The 19,362-nt window shown below is 51.2% G+C and carries 13 protein-coding genes and 1 riboswitch; of the genes, 5 read left to right on the top strand and 8 right to left on the bottom strand.

The genetic code is table 11. The annotated features are described in order from the left end of the window. Positions 1-180: 180 nt before the first annotated feature. The 3 genes from SHEW_RS08525 to SHEW_RS08515 all read left to right on the top strand — a co-directional run bounded on the left by SHEW_RS08525 (position 181) and on the right by SHEW_RS08515 (position 5,213). Positions 181-1,551 carry a sigma-54 dependent transcriptional regulator gene (locus SHEW_RS08525; RefSeq protein WP_011865444.1) on the top strand — a complete coding sequence of 457 codons (1,371 nt, stop codon included), beginning with the start codon at positions 181-183 and terminating at the stop codon, positions 1,549-1,551. 33 nt (positions 1,552-1,584) lie between these two features. After that, positions 1,585-2,373, top strand: coding sequence for a DsbA family protein (locus tag SHEW_RS08520; RefSeq protein ID WP_011865443.1), 789 nt, complete (start codon positions 1,585-1,587; stop codon positions 2,371-2,373). A gap of 551 nt (positions 2,374-2,924) precedes the next feature. After that, a complete protein-coding gene (locus SHEW_RS08515) occupies positions 2,925-5,213 on the top strand; it encodes a hypothetical protein (RefSeq protein ID WP_011865442.1) in 2,289 nt (762 codons plus the stop codon). Positions 5,214-5,296: 83 nt separating this feature from the next. On the opposite strand, the gene SHEW_RS08510 is transcribed toward SHEW_RS08515, so the two are convergent. From SHEW_RS08510 to SHEW_RS08485, 6 genes are all read right to left on the bottom strand, one after another. Further along, positions 5,297-8,365, bottom strand: a complete 3,069-nt coding sequence (locus SHEW_RS08510; protein ID WP_011865441.1) for an Ig-like domain-containing protein — start codon at positions 8,363-8,365, stop codon at positions 5,297-5,299. Between the two features lie 71 nt (positions 8,366-8,436). Continuing rightward, positions 8,437-8,522, bottom strand: a riboswitch (cyclic di-GMP riboswitch). 342 nt (positions 8,523-8,864) lie between these two features. Continuing rightward, positions 8,865-9,584, bottom strand: coding sequence for a BUD32 family EKC/KEOPS complex subunit (locus tag SHEW_RS08505; RefSeq protein WP_011865440.1), 720 nt, complete (start codon positions 9,582-9,584; stop codon positions 8,865-8,867). A gap of 235 nt (positions 9,585-9,819) precedes the next feature. Continuing rightward, on the bottom strand, positions 9,820-9,999 hold the full coding sequence (locus SHEW_RS08500; protein WP_011865439.1) for a Trm112 family protein: 180 nt from the start codon (positions 9,997-9,999) through the stop codon (positions 9,820-9,822). A 1-nt stretch (position 10,000) separates the two neighbouring features. Next, positions 10,001-11,017, bottom strand: coding sequence for a tetraacyldisaccharide 4'-kinase (gene lpxK / locus SHEW_RS08495; RefSeq protein ID WP_011865438.1), 1,017 nt, complete (start codon positions 11,015-11,017; stop codon positions 10,001-10,003). A 5-nt stretch (positions 11,018-11,022) separates the two neighbouring features. After that, positions 11,023-12,837, bottom strand: coding sequence for a lipid A export permease/ATP-binding protein MsbA (gene msbA / locus SHEW_RS08490; RefSeq protein ID WP_011865437.1), 1,815 nt, complete (start codon positions 12,835-12,837; stop codon positions 11,023-11,025). A 33-nt stretch (positions 12,838-12,870) separates the two neighbouring features. Then, positions 12,871-15,144 (bottom strand): DNA internalization-related competence protein ComEC/Rec2, encoded by a 2,274-nt coding sequence (locus SHEW_RS08485; protein WP_223294780.1) that lies wholly within the window; start codon positions 15,142-15,144, stop codon positions 12,871-12,873. Between the two features lie 43 nt (positions 15,145-15,187). On the opposite strand from SHEW_RS08485, the gene SHEW_RS08480 reads away from it, so the two are divergent. Together SHEW_RS08480 and SHEW_RS08475 are read left to right on the top strand one after the other, a co-directional pair. Continuing rightward, positions 15,188-15,694, top strand: coding sequence for a DUF2062 domain-containing protein (locus SHEW_RS08480; RefSeq protein WP_011865435.1), 507 nt, complete (start codon positions 15,188-15,190; stop codon positions 15,692-15,694). Between the two features lie 332 nt (positions 15,695-16,026). Then, positions 16,027-17,382, top strand: coding sequence for a diguanylate cyclase domain-containing protein (locus SHEW_RS08475; protein WP_011865434.1), 1,356 nt, complete (start codon positions 16,027-16,029; stop codon positions 17,380-17,382). A gap of 27 nt (positions 17,383-17,409) precedes the next feature. Here SHEW_RS08475 and lolE read toward each other — a convergent pair whose 3' ends face one another. Continuing rightward, entirely contained in the window at positions 17,410-18,663 is a 1,254-nt protein-coding gene (gene lolE, locus SHEW_RS08470) for a lipoprotein-releasing ABC transporter permease subunit LolE (RefSeq protein WP_011865433.1), read from the bottom strand. Beyond that, on the bottom strand, positions 18,660-19,361 hold the full coding sequence (gene lolD, locus SHEW_RS08465; RefSeq protein WP_011865432.1) for a lipoprotein-releasing ABC transporter ATP-binding protein LolD: 702 nt from the start codon (positions 19,359-19,361) through the stop codon (positions 18,660-18,662). The genes lolE and lolD overlap by 4 nt, the downstream gene beginning before the upstream one ends. Position 19,362: the final 1 nt, after the last annotated feature.

Here is a 19,362-nt window from a genome sequence, read left to right as displayed (position 1 = left end):
AGCTTAGCAATATAGGTAAAACCCAGGCACAACGGGCGATTGCAGTGCTAATGACCACACATAAAAAGAATCACAATTAGATACACTATCAACTTGCGTTAATAGCAAGCTTTCCTAAAATTTAAGCATCCTGTCTAGCAAATGCATTGGCTGTCTTGGGGCCCCGGCTAAGGATCAAGTGTGAGTAACCGTAAGAGGAACTTAACTCACAAGGAACGTAACATATTGGTATTAAACCTCACGGATGAAGCGTGTCTTACAGATGAACATACCGATACTACACAATGGCATTTCAATCATGCAGGTACTCTTAGTGCGGCATATAAAGCCTTAGAGAGCGCTCCCTGTCAGATCGCCATCGCCATCATAGATCTCCCTCACCAGCAGGTGGTACTGCGCGCCATAGAACTACTGTCCGCGCGTCAACCCCGCTTACTCTGGCTGGCTATCTCCTTAGACAGCCCTAAAAACCTGGGGAACCTTTGCTTCTGCTTTACCGACTATTTCCTGGATTTTCATCACCTTCCCATTGATTGGCAGCGCCTCGATCACACCTTAGGGCACCTCTGTGGCATGGCCCAATTAAATGAGCAATGGAGTAAGGAGAAAACCACGCATCAACCAAGGTCCTTCTTCTTTGGTGAATCAAGCGTGATGCAGACCCTGCGCGATAATCTCTATAAGATCGCTAAGTCAGATGAAACCGTACTGATAGGCGGCGAAACCGGCACGGGTAAGGGTCTGTGCGCCAACTTGATTCATTCTCTATCGTCTCGCAAAAATGGCCCCTTTATCACGGTGAATTGCGGCGCCCTGCCCCCAACCCTCATTCATTCAGAGTTGTTCGGCCATGAGAAAGGCGCCTTCACCGGCGCCGACAGGCAATACATAGGTCGAATAGAGCGAGCTAACAAGGGCACCCTGTTTTTAGATGAAATAGGCGATCTGTCACTCGAGTTACAGATCAATCTGCTGCAGTTTCTTGAAGAGCACTATATCGAACGTATCGGCGGCCAGAAGTCCACCGAGGTGGATTGTCGCATCATCTTCGCCACCCATGTCAATTTGGAAAACGCCGTCGAAGAGGGGAAATTCAGGGAAGATCTATTCTATCGAATCAATATCATACAAATAGAGCTACCCAGCTTAAGAGAACATAAGCAAGATATCCCTCTCTTGGCTCAAGATTACTTAACCAAACTCGCTCCACCCAATCGTCAATTTCAGTTTCACCAGGACGCGTTACATGCCATGACCAACTACCAGTGGCCAGGCAATGTGCGCGAACTTAAAAACCGCATTCAACGCGCCATCATCATGACCGAAAGCGACATCATTACAGAAGCCGACCTCGGCATTAAATTCGCTTGTTCGGCAAACGATGATCCCGATGTGGTCGATCTGGCGCAGCACAGAACCGAAATTGATACCGAACTTCTATTGGCCGCCATTAAGCGCAATAACCACAACATCTCGGCGGCGGCCCGTGAACTCAACATCTCACGAACGACTTTCTATCGCCTCATCAAGAAGTGCAAGATAACGCTATAGACAAGGTCAGTGGCACCAAACGAGGATCGACTTATGCCATCTACTCATTCGACAGTGATAGTCTGCCTATCTTTGCTGTTTTTTACTGCTGCCTGTCAGCAAAAAAATGACGACAAGTTAGAGAAGGAGCTCGCCTACCTGAAACAGGAGATGGGCCAATTAAAACAGCAAGTGGCCATTATGGGCAGCCAGGTGAAAGAGATACACACCATTGCCATGAAGAGTCAGGAACCGCAGCATAGAAGCCTACCAACGCAAATAAATCCGGGCGAAGATGGTAAGCTCCCGGCCTTAGGCGAGGCGACGGCGCAGGTCGCCATCATAGAGTTTTCCGATTATCAATGTCCCTACTGCAAACGATACATGGACAACACCTTCACCAAGATCAAAAGCGACTATATCGACACCGGCAAGGTGAAATATATCGCCAGAGACTTCCCCTTAGGTTTTCACCCTAAGGCTAAAGGCGCTGCCATAGCCGCCAACTGTAGCCTGCAACAGGACGCTTATTGGCCCATGCGTGACGCCCTGTTTAAAAACATGAGGCAACTAGGGGACAAACTCTACCAAGATACCGCCACCCAGCTCTCGCTAGACATGACAAAATTCGCTGCCTGCCTGGAAGATCAAGCCATCATGAGCAAGATAGAGCAGGATATCGGCTATGGCTCATCGATAGGCGTTCGTGGTACGCCAAGCTTCCTCATAGGTAAACTGGAAAACAATCGACTCATAGAGCCCAAGCTAGTGGTTGGTGCACAAAGCTATGACACTTTCAAAGCGGTGATCGACGCCTTAGAAAAACCGACCCAGACGAATTAACTGAACTTACTCGACTAACTCAACTAACTTAACTCTTAATTAACTTAACTCTTAATTAACTTAACTATCTCAAATCTGGCGCCGCAACGCCCTTTATAAAGGCATTTATCTAGTATCACTTGGCGGCGCTTTACTTTCCTCACCCAGTACCATTTTTTCAAAAGCACCATAAGCTTGGCCAATCATTAAAATCTCATCTTTAGCAAGCGTCATGTCCAGGTTTCATTTGGACAACGCACAGTGTTACACATATGTAACACCCCAGCTAATCCAATCGCCCCAAAATCAAAGTAATCCACTATTTATCAAAAGCTTATCTTTCTGGCCCAATGCTTGCTCTTATTAGGCCATCGATTTGGACGCTGCACCATGAGGCACTGTTTTATTCGCCATCAATGCAGCCACTAAAAGCGGCATACGCCGAAATAGTAGTAATAACCTAGCAACAACGAATAGGCACTTTGTCGAAATTGAGCCCAATTTCACCGACATAAAGTGATGAACTAACAAGACGTTTTATCCATATTAACTGGTTAATAAAGGTCAATATTATGAAACGATTTAAATGCAACCGGCTTGTCAGGGCGTTGGGCATCGTCCTCATAAGCGGCGCCAGCCTCTATGGCGCTACCATCACGACCGCAAACGCCTCCTTCTTCCCACAAAAGATGGATCAGGCCTGTATGGCTGAGCAAGCGGGCTTTAACCTAAACTGTACCGCTAATGACGTTCGCGTCAGTAAAGTGGACAACATTCGAGATCCAAACGATCCTAATGCCAAGGTCGAATGTAATCTGGGTGACGAAGTCACCTTCATCGCCGATGTGACCATTACCACCACGGCAAACGAACGTTACGATTACTCTGTCTACCTGCCCGAAGGTAACTGGAGTGCTCAAGATGCTAACCCTAACAATGAATGTTCAATCTTACTCGGCCGAACAGATGGTCCAGGGGTGGATCTGGAGGAAGGCCTAGATGCCTGTGCCGATATCAGTAAGGCAGCAGGTTACAACCCAACCCACGTATATGCCGATGAAGAGATCACTCTCTTCTGTCGTGACGATGATAATTCCGGCAAGGCAGAGTTTAACTACTGTATGGCCTGGCATAACAAGACTGGCGAAGACTGTAGCGAAGATGATCCTGCAGCGCCCGGTACCCCATCTAAGTGTCGTTGTGACTCATTCGACATAGATGTATTTATTAAACCTAATGCACCAACCATTACTAAAGAGCTTATAGGAACCGACACCCACACCGAACCGGGTGGCACCTATACCTTTAAACTCAGCTTCGATAACCCTAACGCCTATACTTCACTCTTTATTACCGATCTATACGATAAAGTCGACGAAGGCGCCGATGGTAGTTATGAAACCATGCTGGATCTTTGGAATGGTGTCGGTGCAGCAGGTGCAGCTGATGGTGTATACCTCACCGCCAGTAACTGTAGTCAACCTGCCAACGGGGGTGAGATAGTACCTAGCGGCTCCTACAGCTGTCAGTTCACTGTCACTATCGTCGACAGAGATCTGCCTGACGACCAGAGTCCTGAACTGTATAACGACATCATCAAGCTAGCGTTGATAGATAAGAACAACGATCCCGTTGTGGATGGTGGCAGCTGCGCAGCCATAGGCGGCGTCGATGGCGATCACTGTTCTAACGTGCTTCAGGTGAACGTGACGAACCTACCACCTAGCATCACAGTCGATAAATCTGCAGTTCCTGATCAAGTTCCTGAATCAGGCGCTTGGGTGACCTACACAGTTAGAGTCGACAATACTGCTGCAGACTATGACTCACCGCTAACCCTGACCTATCTGAACGATGACAAGTTTGGCGATCTTAATGGTCAAGGTACTTGTGCGACCGGTGGAACCATTGCCTTCGGTGGCTACTATGAATGTAGTTTCGATAAATTCATCAGTGGCACAGGCGCAGGTTCTCATACCAACACCGCAACCGCCAAAGCGGTCGACGATGAAAATACTGAAGCCATGAATGCCGATTCGGCCACCGTGATCATCAATGATATTCCATCTATGATCACTCTGGAGAAAACTGCTAATCCAACCTCTGTGCTGGAAACCGGTGATAATCCAGATATCTACCGCGACGTCGACTTTACCTTCTGGTTCAGCGTTGACGATCAAGTAGGCGGTCAAAATACCGTTGACTCAGTAACCTTTGCCACACTGACAGATGACATATTTGGTGTTCTGACAGGTGACTGTATGGTCGATATGAAGAATGGAGCCCCAATTGCAGATACACCATTAGCTGGCTTCGTGCTTCTACCTGGTGAAAACGCCAGCTGTACTATCACGCTGCAAATTCAAGGTTACCGCACCGATGTCCACACCAACGTGGCCACCATAGATGGTACCGACGAAGATGGCCAAGCTGTGTCTGATTCCGATGATGCCACAGTGACCTTTACACCGGCCGCTCCTGCTGTGGATATGGACTTTGCTGCAACCATGTTAGTCGTCCTAGGCATGCATAATGCTGACGTGAACAACGCCAATCTGACTAAGCTTACTATAGGCATATTAGATGTCTTCGCCGAACCAGATACAGCAGGCTTCAAGATTATCAACGGAGGAGGTATGTACAATGGTACCTCATACGGTGCTTGTGGCTTTAATCACCTCTTCGGCTACACAGGTTCAGGCACTGAGGACTATGAATGTGCCTTTACAATAGAACTCAAACCAGGACTTGAAAATACAGATCCTATCGCCTTCTTAGAAGACGTAGTGGTTGAACTGACAAATAGCCAGAATGACAAGTCTACCGCCGATGTCAGCATCCAGGTAGGTGCAATTGAGTAATAGCGTGAGAAATACTTAACGGTAATACCTCCGCACAAAAAAAGCCAAGGGCGATGCCCTTGGCTTTTTATTATTGATATAGCTTACTTCTTACCGTTACCTTTGCCGCCAGTACCGCCACCGGTATTGCCACCAGTGCTGTCGCTGCTCTGACCTATGGTCACTGTCGCCGTCGCAGTTAGCTCACCGTCGCTAATGGTATAACTAAAGCTATCGCTACCCTTGAAACGCTTACCCGGTGTATATTTCACGCTACCATCGGCCAGCAAGGTTACGCTACCTTTGCTACCTTGAGTCACGCTAACCACAGTTAAGGTATCACCTTCAGGGTCACTGTCATTGCTCAGCACCGCGATGATGACTGATGAACCGCTAGATACCGATGCACTGTCGTTTACCGCAACCGGTGCTGTATTCGCTTGCTGAGCCACCTTGTACTGTGCCTGTGCGCTTGCTTGATATTGATTGTCGCTCTTATCTGCCGCGCTAAAGCCCAGACCATAGGCACCTGCTGTCGCAGACTGCGCAGAGCTAACACTCACCACGACACTCGTACTTTGACCACTTGCTAGGCTAACGGTCGCCCCGTTGGCGTTCCAGCCCTGAGGTACGGTTGCGCTGATCACAAACACGGCATCGGCACAGCTGTCAGCATTCTGGTTTGTCACTGTCACTGTATAGGGTACCAGGCTACCCGCATCATACTCGCCAGCTCCACCGCTCACGCTGACACTTGGTTGAGCCAGAGTGCATTGCTTTGCAGGATCAAGAACCGTATAGCTGGCATTCGCACTGCTTTGTAGTCCCGCATTTTGACCATTGCTAGCAATCAGGTTGAAATCAAATTGTCCATCGGCTGCGCTTAGGCTAGAAGTCACCGTTAGGCTGACGTTCTGGCTTTGGCCAGGAGCAAGATTCACCTTAGTCGCAGTTGCCGACCAACCCGCTGGCACATTGGCTGCCAAATTGAAGTCGCTCGCATCGCAGCTATCACTGTCTAGATTAGTCACTGTGCCTTGGTAAACCACGCCTGTACCGGGTGCAACCTCACCGCTGCTGTTGTTGGTCAGTACGAACTGAGGCGCTGCTAACACACACTGTGCAACTGGAGCCTGAACAACATAGCTAACCAGTCCGGTAGCCACTAGATTGCTATCTTGTGCATTGTACGCGGTGACATCTAGGTCATAGAAACCGTCGTTGGCATCGCCGCTCGAAACGACACTAAAGCTCACATTAGCTGTGGCGCCGGGTGCCAAGCTTAGGCTTGCACTGCTGGCACTCCAATTAGCGGGTACCTGAACGTTAACACTAAACTGAGAATCACCGCACTCTAAGCTATCGTTGTTGGTTACAGTTGCGCTATAAGTAACAGCTGTACCTGGTGCAACCCAATCACTGTTTTGAGAAAGCGCAAGTGTAGGATTAGCCTGTACACATGTGCCACCTGAATAGGCCACGGTAACGTCAACACCAGCGTTATCTACCGACTCTGTGGTAATAGTTACACCAGCAGTGTCATCGCTATAGCTATAACCTGCCTGAAGCGCCGCATCATCCAGGTCATAGAGTGAACTCTTTGGTGTCATATCCAGTAGCTGGCTGCTTTCGATATCTTGTGCACTGCTATTTAGGTGTACCAATACGCCTTCAGTAACCGCTTTACCAGCCATAAAGCTGTCAAAACCTTGTGCTTGACGATACTCTAGGTAATACCATAATGGCTCACCAGTCAGGCTATCGGTACCACGACGTACCTTTAATCCCTTAGCACCACCTTGTGAATCACCCACTAACGGCTCAAGACGATAAGTACCATCGGCATCGGCTGTTGCGATTTCACCACGAGACTCACTCAGCCAACCTAAACGCGCCTTATTGAAGAGGTTAAAGTGCCCCTCAGACTTACCCATGATATCCAGGGTGTCGCCATAAGTGATCTCGACACAAGCATCGCTGAGATAACCGCTACCGCAGTTAAGTTCTTTAGCGTGCTTGAGTCCCAGGTTATGACCCAGTTCGTGACCGATAGTCATCAGATTTAGCTCACCATTAATCCAAGCACGCGAAGGTGAACCACCCACTGTACCCTGACCACGCCAGCCACAGCTGCTGTTTTGAGGCATCATATAGACTAAGCGCTGATACTGGCTGACGTCGATACCGCTATCGCGGGCCGCCTGCTGCGCGTAGCTGTCCATGCCGAAATAGTCACAAGTACTGTTGATTGGCAGGGTTACATAACCTTTAACATCACCAGTTAACCAAGTTTGACCGTATGAGGCCTCGCGATAGAAATCATTGACTTTGCCAAATACCATCTGTTGTACTTCGGCCAGAGTCCAAGGCTGTTGAGGATTGTCTTGGAAATTAACCAGCAGTACTAAGGTGCGCTGTTCACCAGTGGTATCGGTAAGAGAAAGCGCAGCGCCGGTGCCCGAAGAGGAAACTGTGTTGCCATCGGTTAGGGCAAGCACTTCGAGATCGCCAATTAAGGCATCGCCAGCCTCATCGCCGCCAAATAGCCAACCTTCTGCACGAACCTTTGCTCCGGGTTGTAATTGATTAGCCTGAGCTTTTGAACTACCTGAAGCCAAGAAAAATTTAACCAGACCAGTTTCGGTGCGCACCATGTACTGCAGACGATTTTCACCTGCGTCATCAAAATCTTCATAGACCATTTCCAGCTCACCGCTGATTGCCTTTTTCTGGGCTAGTTTGGCTTGGATCTCGGCGGGTATGCCACGACGCTTAGCCGTTGGCAGTACAGAAGAAACGACACTGAAAGGATCGAGTGCGATGAGTGATTGCTGTTCTACTTGTCTAGCCGCCACCAGCGCTTCAAGTTGCTGGTAAAGCGCGGCGTCAGAGGCATGAGATGCACCATTAGACTTAGTGGCATCCAGGTATTGCGCTGCAACTGCAGAAAGTTGCAGCGTCTGAGTTTCAAGTTCCGCCTTATGAGTCAGACGCGCCTGTTGCTTGGCATCACGTTTAGCCTGGGCCGCCGCAGAGGTTTGTTCACCATGAGTGCCCGCATCTGCAGGCATGATAGCCGACGCCGACAACAGGCCTGCGCCCAATAGGCCCAAACCAAAGGTTTTCAGGAAAGTAGAATCGGTACGCGCAGCTGCGCAATGAACTGAACTCATAGCTTGGACCTCTCAAAGTCAACATCACTTCGAAAGCTCCAAGTACAAGTACTAGGCTCTATCAACGCTCATTCGGTAACCCAGCCACCCTTTTGCTATGCAATTAGGGCCTGTGGCTTTGCGTACATTAATTACTTAATGCTTGCCGTTTCGAGAGTGCTTTCGAACTAAACCTCTAAGCTGCTACAGCCCAGAGAACACGGGCATTCTAGCAATTAATTCAAGCGAAGCTCAACCAAAAAATCGATCATTTTTTAACCAATTTTTAAAACTCTATGGAAATCAATACACAATGAGTGGATAAAATTTACCAAAACAGCGGTTACTGGCGCAAAACTCGACATCAGATCCGCAAAATAGTCAAATCAACTGCCATCCGAGTAACTAATAGGTAAAAATGCCGCAATACAACATATGCAGCCATCAAGTGAAAGCGATAGCGTCGAAATAGCACAGAAATGACTGTATGAGATATGGCAAATAGGAGATGAATGGAGGATTAATGGGTCTGTTTAAAGTGGCGCAGTAACCAATAGACGGGGCGCAGATCTTTACCGCCGATAGATCTAAGTGGTGCGATTAGATAGTTTAGCCATTGCCATTTAGCCATCTCTTGCTTGGACGCCTGCCAGAGTGACTCTCCGCCCGCGGCGCGATAGGCTGCAATGACAGGCTCGGCGATCTCAGGATGGGGCCCTATGTAACGGTACAGGCTGTGGATATAGACGAGGAGATCCCTGATCTGCTGCCTATGCATGTCACTGTCTTGCTGATTCGCCTCAAAATCGATAAAGGCAACATCTCCCTCTTCCCAGCAGATATCCCTAAGCGCAGGTCTGCCATGAGCCAAGCCTTTAAGATGCAGATGCGCTAACCCAGTCGCACTATCTTGCAATATCTTTAGCTTCTCGGCCTCTGAGATGTCGGCATTTAACCAACCATTGACGGGCATGCCCACATCGGCAACCACCAGAAAACCTTCGCCACTGGCAACCAGTTCGGGCACAGGGGCACCTCGCTTGGCGAGTTGAGTGAGGGTTGAAATCTCGAGCTGCAACGCCGCTTGGGGCTGGGACTTTAGCCAACGCATGGCGCCGGTAAGGCGTTCTGACTGTTTAAGCCAATACTTGCGGCCTTGATGCTCGAAACTGACTATTCGTTCGCCCTGATTTTCGACAAGTAGTTTATCAATCACATGTTGAAGGCTAGAAACAGTCACACAAGGTACTCCGGTAAAAGTGAAAAGGGATTATGTGTGCAAGCTAAGACAAATGCAATCTTCGAGGACCTGAGCGGGGAAACTATGAGCGACAGCAACTTGGCTTGAAGATAAAAAAATGAAGATAAAAAAGTGAAGATGAAACAGAAGACGTGCCAATCGGCACGTCTCTAGCTTGCCGCGCGATAAGCTACTACTTAAAGCAAAGCGCGACATTTAATAGAAAAAAAACGAGTTACGCTTCTTCGTTCCAAGGGGTTGCCTTGTTTTCAAGCAGTACAGGGATCCCTTCGTTAATGGCATAGGCCAAACGATCGGCCTTACAGATAAGCTGCTGATTAGCTTTGTCATATTCAAGCTTACCCTTACATACAGGGCAGGCAACTATCTCTAAAAGTTTCTTATCAAACGCCATGTTAATTTCCTTGTTGTACGTTTTCGCGCCGCTTTAGCAGCGTTAACAATTGCTGTTCAAATTCTGGTGCTATCTTGGCATCTACAGGCAAATACCACCAGTTAGACTTTGCAAATTCGCGACATTTAACCGCATCTTTCTCTGTCATTAGCACGCCCCGACCCGCCGCAACCGTCTCTATAGCCTCGAGACTGTAAGCCTGATGATCGTCAAAGGCATGTTGACCACTTGGTTGAACCCCAATCTCACTAAGGGTATCGAAGAATCGCTGTGGATTGCCTATGCCGGCGATAGCCACACTCTCATGACTCTTGTCCACATTAGCTGTAACTACCTGGCCATCTGCCACGCTGCGCCAATTGCCAGGCGCCAGCGCCATCTCAAACTCTTCGGGTCCACTACCCTCGCCGTTGACCAAGGTAAAGTCGACGCGGCCTTGACGCCAGCGCCCTTCTCTCAATGGTCCGGCAGGCAACAGCAGACCATTGCCGAAGCGGCGTTTGCCATCAAGTACTAAGATCTCGATATCCCGTTTAAGGCGATAGTGCTGCAAGCCATCGTCGCTGATGATCACATCCACCGCCTGCCAATCCATCAGGGCCTTACCCGCCGCCACGCGATCGCTACCTATCACCATAGGCACCTGGGTGCGCGCCACTATCATGGCCGGTTCATCACCTACTTCATTGGCTGGCATGCCAGCAATAACCCGCTTACAGCCGGAAAACTCGACGCCGTAGCCGCGGCTGATCACCCCAGGGCGATAGCCATTACGGCGAAGCAGTTCGATGAGATAGATAACCGTGGGGGTCTTGCCGCTGCCACCGACCGTGATGTTGCCCACCACAATCACAGGCACATCGAGCCGCGCGCTTGCCTTAAGCCCCAAACGAAACAGCTGTCGCCTGAGACTCGTCAGCAGATAAAACAAGCCACTTAGAGGCAGAAGCAACAGTACAAGCAGCCAGTGAACACCGGCCTGCCTGTCATACCAGAGACGATTAACCAACGCCTGCATACTGCTTAGCTACCAAACTGCATCTGGTACAGGTTGTAATAGATCCCCTGCTTGGCCAGTAGCTCGCTATGGGTGCCGCGCTCGACCACCTTGCCCTGATCCACCACCAAGATCTGGTTGGCATTTTCGACGGTCGACAGACGGTGAGCGATCACGATCGAAGTGCGATTCTGTCTGAGGTTATCCAGACCCGTCTGAATAGCCTTCTCCGACTCGGTATCCAGCGCCGAGGTTGCCTCATCGAGGATCAAGATCGGCGCATCGCGCAGTATCGCCCTGGCAATGGCGATACGCTGGCGCTGACCACCCGAGAGCATGACGCCGTTTTCGCCAACCTGGGTATAGATCCCCTCAGGCATGTTGCAGATAAACTCCCAGGCATTGGCGAGCTTAGCCGCATCGATGATCTGCTCCTCGGTGACCTCGCCCGGATAGGCATAGGCGATGTTCGCCGCTATGGTATCGTTGATCAGCGTCACCTGCTGTGACACCAATGCCACCTGACGGCGCAGCGCCGCCAGCTTGTAATCTCTCAGGCTGACATCATCCAAGCGAATATCACCGCTGTCGAGATCCGAATAGAAGCGGGTGATCAGGCTGGCAATGGTCGACTTACCCGAGCCACTGCGTCCCACCAGGGCCAGGGTTTCACCCGGATTAACCTGAAAATCCACTTCTTTTAACGCCAAGCCTTCCTGATTGTTGTAGCGGAAGTTGACCTTATCGAAGCTCAAGCGACCCTCGACTCTTTTCGTCTCGAAGGTGCCGTTATCCACCTCGGCCGGGGTATCTAACACGGCAAAGATGGTACTACAGGCGGCGATACCACGCTGAAACTCGGCGTTGACGCGGGTTAGGCTCTTGATTGGCTGCAACATGGCGAGCATGGCCGCCAAGATAGTGGCGAAGGTACCCGCGGTAAGGTCGGCGCGCATGCTCTCAAGGCTCGAGGCGTATAACACGAAGGCTAGCGCCAGAGAACCGATGACCATCACCAAGGGCTGACTGATTGCCTGGGCCAGAGCCAGTTTCATGGTGCGCGAGCGGTTATCGTCGTTCACCTTGGCAAAACGTTGCGACTCAGCCTGTTGACCACCGAAGACCAACACATTCTTGTGGCCCTTGATCATCTGCTCGGTAACTGAGGTCACACCGCCCATGGCGGTCTGGATCTGTTTAGAGACCTTGCGAAACTTTCGGCTGACCACGGCAATCACCAAGCCGATAAGGGGCCCGACAATCAGGATACAGAGCGAGAGTTTCCAGGAGTTGTAGAACATCACCCCCAGCATGCCGATCACTGTGATGCCGTCACGCACTATGGTGATCAGCGCACTGCCCGATGCCCTGGCGATCTGTTCGGTATCGAAGGTCACCCGGGAGATCAAGTTACCGCTGCTTTCGGCGTCGATATAGCTCACTGGCAATCTCAGGTAATGCTCAAACACCTGCTGACGCATATCCATGATCATGCGCGCACTGATGTAAGAGATCCCATAGGTGGAGAGAAAGTTAGCCAGGCCCCTCAGGGTAAACAGGCCAATCACCACGAAAGGTGCAGTTTTGAGCACGTCGCTGTCGGAGTTAAAGCCGCCGCCCATGCCAAGGTCGACTCCTTCAACCAAGCCAGGCGTGGTCGGCACATTGCTGGCAAAACCTTGATCAATAAAAGGTTTAATTGAATAAATAAAGGTTGCGTCCACCAAGCCGTAAAGCACTAGGCCAAACACAGACAAAAATAACACCCCTTTGAGCGGGACAAGATAAGTGAGCAGTCTGAGAAAAACGCTGCCAACTTCACTTTTCGAAGAATTTGTCATTCAGGATTCTATCGTAGGTGCAAAAAGCGTATTCTACTCTGGATTGCCAAACTCACCAAATTCAAAGCGTTGATTGTACCAAAATGGCGCCAGATCCCGGCGATAACCCAGTACGGTAATGCCCTGCTCGTCCAGTTTTAAACTCAGCTGACCGTTATCGCCCGTGCTGTACTGAAGCGCCTTTTGGTCGCGAAAACGCCTCACCACCTCAGCCTTGGGAAAACCATAGCGATTGTTGAAACCGGCGGCGTAGAGCACGATACCGGGCGCGCTTGCCCGAATAAAGGCCCCGCTCGATGAGGTGTTACTGCCGTGATGGGCCGCGATTAGGACAGTGCTGCCAACCTCGGCGCTCTGGGTCAGGAGTGACTGCTCACCCTCACTCTCGATATCCCCAGGGATGAGCACACTTCGCCTGCCGTCGCTTATCCGCACGACACAGGAGCCATTATTGCCGGGCTGCGGCTCGCGCGGCCCCAAAATCTCAAGTCTTAACCCCTGCCAGTTGAGGCTTTTAGGACGACAGTCGATGGCGCCGGGATAGCTGAGATCTGTCACCAATTTCACTTTAGGGTAGCGACCTAACAGATAATCGGCGCCGCCGGCATGGTCATTGTCACTATGGCTGAGCACCAGATAGTCCAGCTCACCTATGCCACGGTAATGCAAGAAGGGCACTATGACCCTATCTGCATAACTAAAGTGCTCACCAAACGCCGCGCCTGTATCATAGATCAGTGCCCGCCCCTGTTTCTCAACCACCAGGCTGAGCCCCTGCCCGACATCAAGCAGGTGCACCTGCCAGCTTTTAGGGTCCGTCAATCTCTGTGGTAAAAACCAGAGACACAGGGGCATGAACAACACAGGGATCATCCAACGCCAGGCGCCGGAGGCGAGTCGCCAAAGGATAAGCCCAAGCAGGCCAAACACCAAAGCTGAGACCAGCTGCATCGAGGCTGGCAGCCAGTGAAGCGGCAGCTCCCCTAGCCAATCGAACGCAAGAGTCATGGGTGAAATGGCAAGATCCAACAGATAAAGCGGCAGGCTAACGGACACGCCAAGATAAATGCCGATTATCCAGGTTATCAGCGCCATGAAACTTAGGGGGATCACCACCAGACTAAACCAAGGCACGAAGATAAGGTTAAATATCAACGCGTAGGGCGCAAAGCCGCCAAACAATAGCCCTTGCAGCAAGCCAAGCGATAGACTCAGGCGCCACTGGATCTGCCACATCTGCTTAAGACGCCATTTCAGCCGTTGCCAGCTTGATAGACGCTCATCAGGCGCAGGCCATGATTGCGTAAACCAGAGAATGATGGCGAGCGCACCAAAAGAGAGCCAAAGCCCGGCGCCGAGAATACTTAAAGGGTCCAACAGCAGTACAATGAAAAGTGCCCATAACAGCCGCTCGAAGGGCGATGCGTAACGGCGGATTAGACCAAGCAGGATCACCATCACCAGCATGATGAGCGCCCGCTGGGTCGGCAGCCCAAGTCCGGCGAGAAAGGCATAGAGACCACAGCAAATCAGCGCCACCAGGGCGATGGCCTGACGATTACCGAGTCCCAGACGAGGAGTGAGTCGCCCTAACAGATAGCCCCCCAGCCCCATCACCCAGATTGCCAGCACAGACAGATGCAGCCCAGAGATGGTCACCAGATGCCCTGTTCCGCTTTGCCTCAGGCCCTGCCAATGTGCATCGCTTATCTGCTGTTTATCGCCCAGCATGAGCGCCAGCATCAAATCGCCATTGGCCAGTGAGGCCAGATCCTGGCGCAACTTTGTCAGTAGTTTGGCCCGCATGCCCTGTGGTGGTAACAGGCGCTTGGCCGCAATGACCCTGCCCTTGCCTATGATGTGCTTCGAGAGCAGGTAGGCCTGCTGATTAAATTCCCCTTGGTTGAGCACACTGGTGATGGGCTTTGGGGCAAGGGTGAATTGCCACACCTCACCTATGGCGACTTTTTGTTCGCTTTGCCAACGTAAGCGTAAATATTTGTCAGGAAAATGAAAGGGATGGTCCGCTAAAATACGAATATCGGCATTAATCCAGTCGCCGTTTCGATAAACTAGTGATATGATTTCGCCCCTTACTGATGGCGGCTCGCTCGATTTATCGGACGTAAAAACCAAAAGTTGGTGGCAAAATAGACTCATCCAAGCTATAGCCAGAAGGCTACCGGCCAATAATTTCGACCATTTCAGCATGATGACGGCAATTACCAAGACGGCACATGCAAGGGGAAAGGTTGGCAAAGTAGGCCAGAGCAGCGCGGAGATGAGCGTGGCACAATAGCCAAACATGAATCGATTCATAATGAATAATTTAAGACTGCAACACTAAGCTATGCCAAAAAAATTCATTCAACGATATATGCCCAAGCCTGAGACACTGCAGAATCATAAGCACCTGCAGATGTTCGGTAAGCTGCTTCACAAGCCTAACCTCTGGGCCCTGAATCGACGCTCCGCTCCCCTCGCCTTTGCGGTCGGCCTGTTTGTCGCCTGGATCCCCATGCCATTTCAAATGGTGTTAGCCGCGGCGCTAGCGATCCTGTTCAACTGTAACTTACCTGTCGCCGTCGCCTTGGTGTGGGTCACCAACCCAGTCACCATGCCCTTTATGTTCTACGCCGCCTACCTCTTTGGCGCCAAACTGCTCAACCACCCTCCCCAAGAATTTGCCTTCGAAGCCAGCTGGCAATGGATCGAGGCCTCACTCTTCACCATAGGCCCGCCTTTCTTGCTCGGCTGTCTGGTGTTTGGGATCATATTTTCCGCCGTGGGTTACTTTGTCGTCCACAACCTGTGGAAGTACTCTATCCTGTTCAAGTGGAAGAATCGCACCAAGTAGCGAACACCTGCCCACCGCCTGGCGCCTTTGCTCTGATCACAAGCCCTCACAGGATCTTGCTATCAAGCATTAAGCTATGCCTGGCAATGAAACTTCACCGGACTGTGGTTCCAATAAGCTTTTGTTAACCAAATCATCGCGCTATTTTCGCCGATAACACTGCACATTTGGCTAGCTGCAGCATGAGCTGCTGCAATTGCCACTTCGCATCTAAGAGAAACTTAAGATAGAATAAACAAATTGATCACAAAGTTGACGCTTTGTATCTATCTGAATGACATGCCTTGGATGAAGTCGCTCGTTAGAATAATCACAAAAAATGCAGGAAGGCCATGCACTTAAATTCAAATAGAAAACATGTTGCGATCTTCGCACTGCTCTCCTGCTTGTTTCTGCTCGCCTCAGTGATCACCATCAGTGCGCTAACAAAATACTTTGTCGACAATGAGATCCAGCAAGAAGAGGAAAACCTGCGCAAGAACCTGGCGCTGATCCGCTTTAACTTCGAGGCCACCATCTACAAAGACACCTATCTGGCCGATAGCCTGGCCACTGTGGTGACTATAGATCCCGAATTTGCCATGAAAAACTGGCATGTGATAGCCGCTAAATTGCTCGACAAGGCGCAATACGTGCGCAACGTCGCCATCGCGCCAAACAATGTTATCTCCTTAGTCTATCCCCTCAAAGGCAACGAAGCGGCAGTTGGATTCGACTTTCGCACCCAGCCAAACCAGCTAAAGACTGTATTACTGGCCAAGGAGCAGCAGTCGGTGTATATCGCCGGCCCGGTAAATCTAGTGCAAGGCGGATTGGGACTCATCGCACGCTACCCTATCTTCGCCGACTACCCCAAAAACACCCAATACTGGGGCGGGGTGAGCGTAGTGATGAACTATAACCAATTACTCCATGACACAGGGATCACCCAGTTTCAAGGGGGCGATATCGCCATCAAGAAACAGATCACCGCCAACGAACCCGAACAGGTTTTCTACGGTGATGCCAGCATCTTCGACAATGCCGATGTGATCTACCCCATCAAGTTACCCAGCGCCACCTGGAATATGGCAGCAAGGTTTCATATTGAGAATCTCGAACGCATCGGCCAGCTGCGCCTTGGCATAGGCGGTATAGGTACGATCGCGGCCTTTACCTTGTATATGCTGATGCTACTCCTGTTTCGCAACTATCAGCACACCCACAGGGCGGCGCTGCACGATGAATTGACCCACCTACCTAATCGGCGCTTCATCATCAACGAACTCGACCGTCTGATGAACAAACCAAATCAGCCCCCTTTTACCCTGCTCAACATAGATCTCAACGACTTTAAAGGGGTTAACGACGAGCTGGGGCATGAAGCGGGCGATGAGCTGCTAAAATATATCGCCAATCGTCTTGTGACAGAGGTTGGTATTAAGGGCTCGGTCGCCCGATTTGGCGGCGATGAGTTTCTGATCTTGCTCTATGAGCTCACCGACATGCAGGAAATCGAGGAGATCATGGCGCATATCACCCAGGCGATAGAATCCCAGCCCTTTAGCTGGCAGTCACAACAACTGACGCCCTCACTCAGCATAGGCTATGCAATCTATGATGGTCAGAATGCCGACATCAAAGAGTTGCTCTCAGATGCCGACAAGCGGATGTATCAACAAAAACGCGCCTACCGGGAAAGTCGCTAAAGACCCATCTTAATTTACGACCTAGTCTTATCGCCCAGCCAATGCCTCGGCGGGATGAATACGACTCGCCTTCCAGGCGGGATAGAGGGTGGCCAATAGGCTCATCAGCAAGGCCAGAGACACCACCAGCGCCACATCCAGAAGATGTAGCTGTGAAGGTAAGAAGTCGATGAAATAGACATCGGCCGATAAGAGCTGCACGCCAAACAGCTGCTCGATACCGCTGGCGATAGCACTGAGGTTCAGCGCAAGGGTGATCCCCAGCCCCGCACCAATCAAGCAACCCAACAGCCCATTTAGCGCGCCCTGCACCACAAAGATCCCCATGATGGTGGCCTTGGCCATCCCCATGGTCAGCAAGATGGCGATCTCCGACTGCTTGTCACGTACCGCCATCACTAGGGTCGAGACGATATTGAAACAGGCCACGGCGATCACCAGCGCCAGCACCAGATACATCACGGCGCGCACCAGCTGAATATCCTGATAGAGATGGCCTTGGGTACGGGTCCAATCGGAAAGGTACATATATTGCGACTGGCTATAGCCCAAGGTGCGGATCAGCTGCGGCGCGGCAAAGACATCGTCAACCTTGATGCGGATCCCGCTCACGCCATCCCCCAGCCCCAACAGCTCGGCGCCATAATCCAGCGAGATGTAGGCAGTGGTCAGATCTAGCTCACCGCCAAGCGCAAAAATTCCCGCCACCTTAAACTGATGACTCTTGGCCGAGCCAAGGCCGCGTCCCGTTGACTGACTGGCAAGGTTTGGCGTGTAGAGGCTCAGGGTGTTACCCAGCGACAGCCCCAGCGCATCGGCCAGCCCCTTACCCAGGACGATATTGTTTTCTTTGCTGGCCAGTGCCTGCCAGGCCGCATCCGGCATGAAATCACGGATGTTGGAAACTTTTGCTTCTAATTCCGGCGTGATACCGATAACCGTTAGCCCCTGAAAGCCACCGGGTTTCTGGATCAGGCCCTGAATACGCACAAATGGTGCGCTGGCATTAATACCGGGGATCTTCTTGGCATCCTCGGCAATTTTAGGCCAGTCATGCAGCGGCTCATTCACCCCGGTCAGCTCACCATGGGGCACTACGCCCAGCAGGCGCTGCTCAAGCTCCTTCTCGAAGCCGTTCATGGCCGACAGCACAGTGATCAACACGGCGACCCCCAGGGCGATGCCCGCGGTAGAGGCAAAGGAGATGAAGCTGATGAAACGATTGGACTGACGCGCCATGTAGAAGCGCCAGCCTACCCAGAAGGCGAGTCTCTCTCTCATGCCATCTCCCAGGCGCTTAACTGACCATCTTGCATCTTCAGCTGTCTGTCCATGCGCGCCGCAAGCTTAGGATCATGGGTGACCACCACAAAGGCCGTACCCAGCTGGCTACCCAGCTCTCGAATAAGCTCATAGACACTATCGCCGCTGGCCGCGTCCAGGTTGCCCGTTGGCTCATCGGCCAACACCAACTTAGGACGATTGATCAGCGCCCTGGCTATCGCGGTGCGTTGGCGCTCGCCACCTGACATCTCCGCCGGGGTATGATGTAGTCGGTGGCCAAGGCCCACGCGGCTGAGCAGCTCTTTGGCCTCCTGCTCGACTTCCTGACGCGGGCGCTTTTGAATGAGCCCAGGCATAGCCACATTCTCAAGGGCGGTAAACTCGGGCAACAGATGATGGAACTGATAGATAAATCCCAGCTCCTGGTTGCGGATCGCCGCCTGACGCGAGGGGGAAAGCTGGTAAAGATCTTCTCCGTCGAACATCACCTGACCGCTGCTGGGTTTGTCCAGCGTGCCCATGATGTGCAGCAAGGTACTCTTACCCGAGCCAGAACTGCCGATGATAGCCACCTGCTCGCCCTTGGCGATACTGAGATTAACGCCGCTCAGCACCTGAGTATCTATACTCCCCTCGTGGTAGCGTTTGCTGACGTTACTGACTTGAAGTAACAAAGAGTTGTCCTGTTGGGTCATA

Source organism: Shewanella loihica PV-4 (assembly GCF_000016065.1).
Taxonomy (GTDB): Bacteria; Pseudomonadota; Gammaproteobacteria; order Enterobacterales; family Shewanellaceae; genus Shewanella; species Shewanella loihica.
Note: the sequence above shows the minus strand (reverse complement) of the source record. Positions and strands in the feature narration are given on the sequence as shown.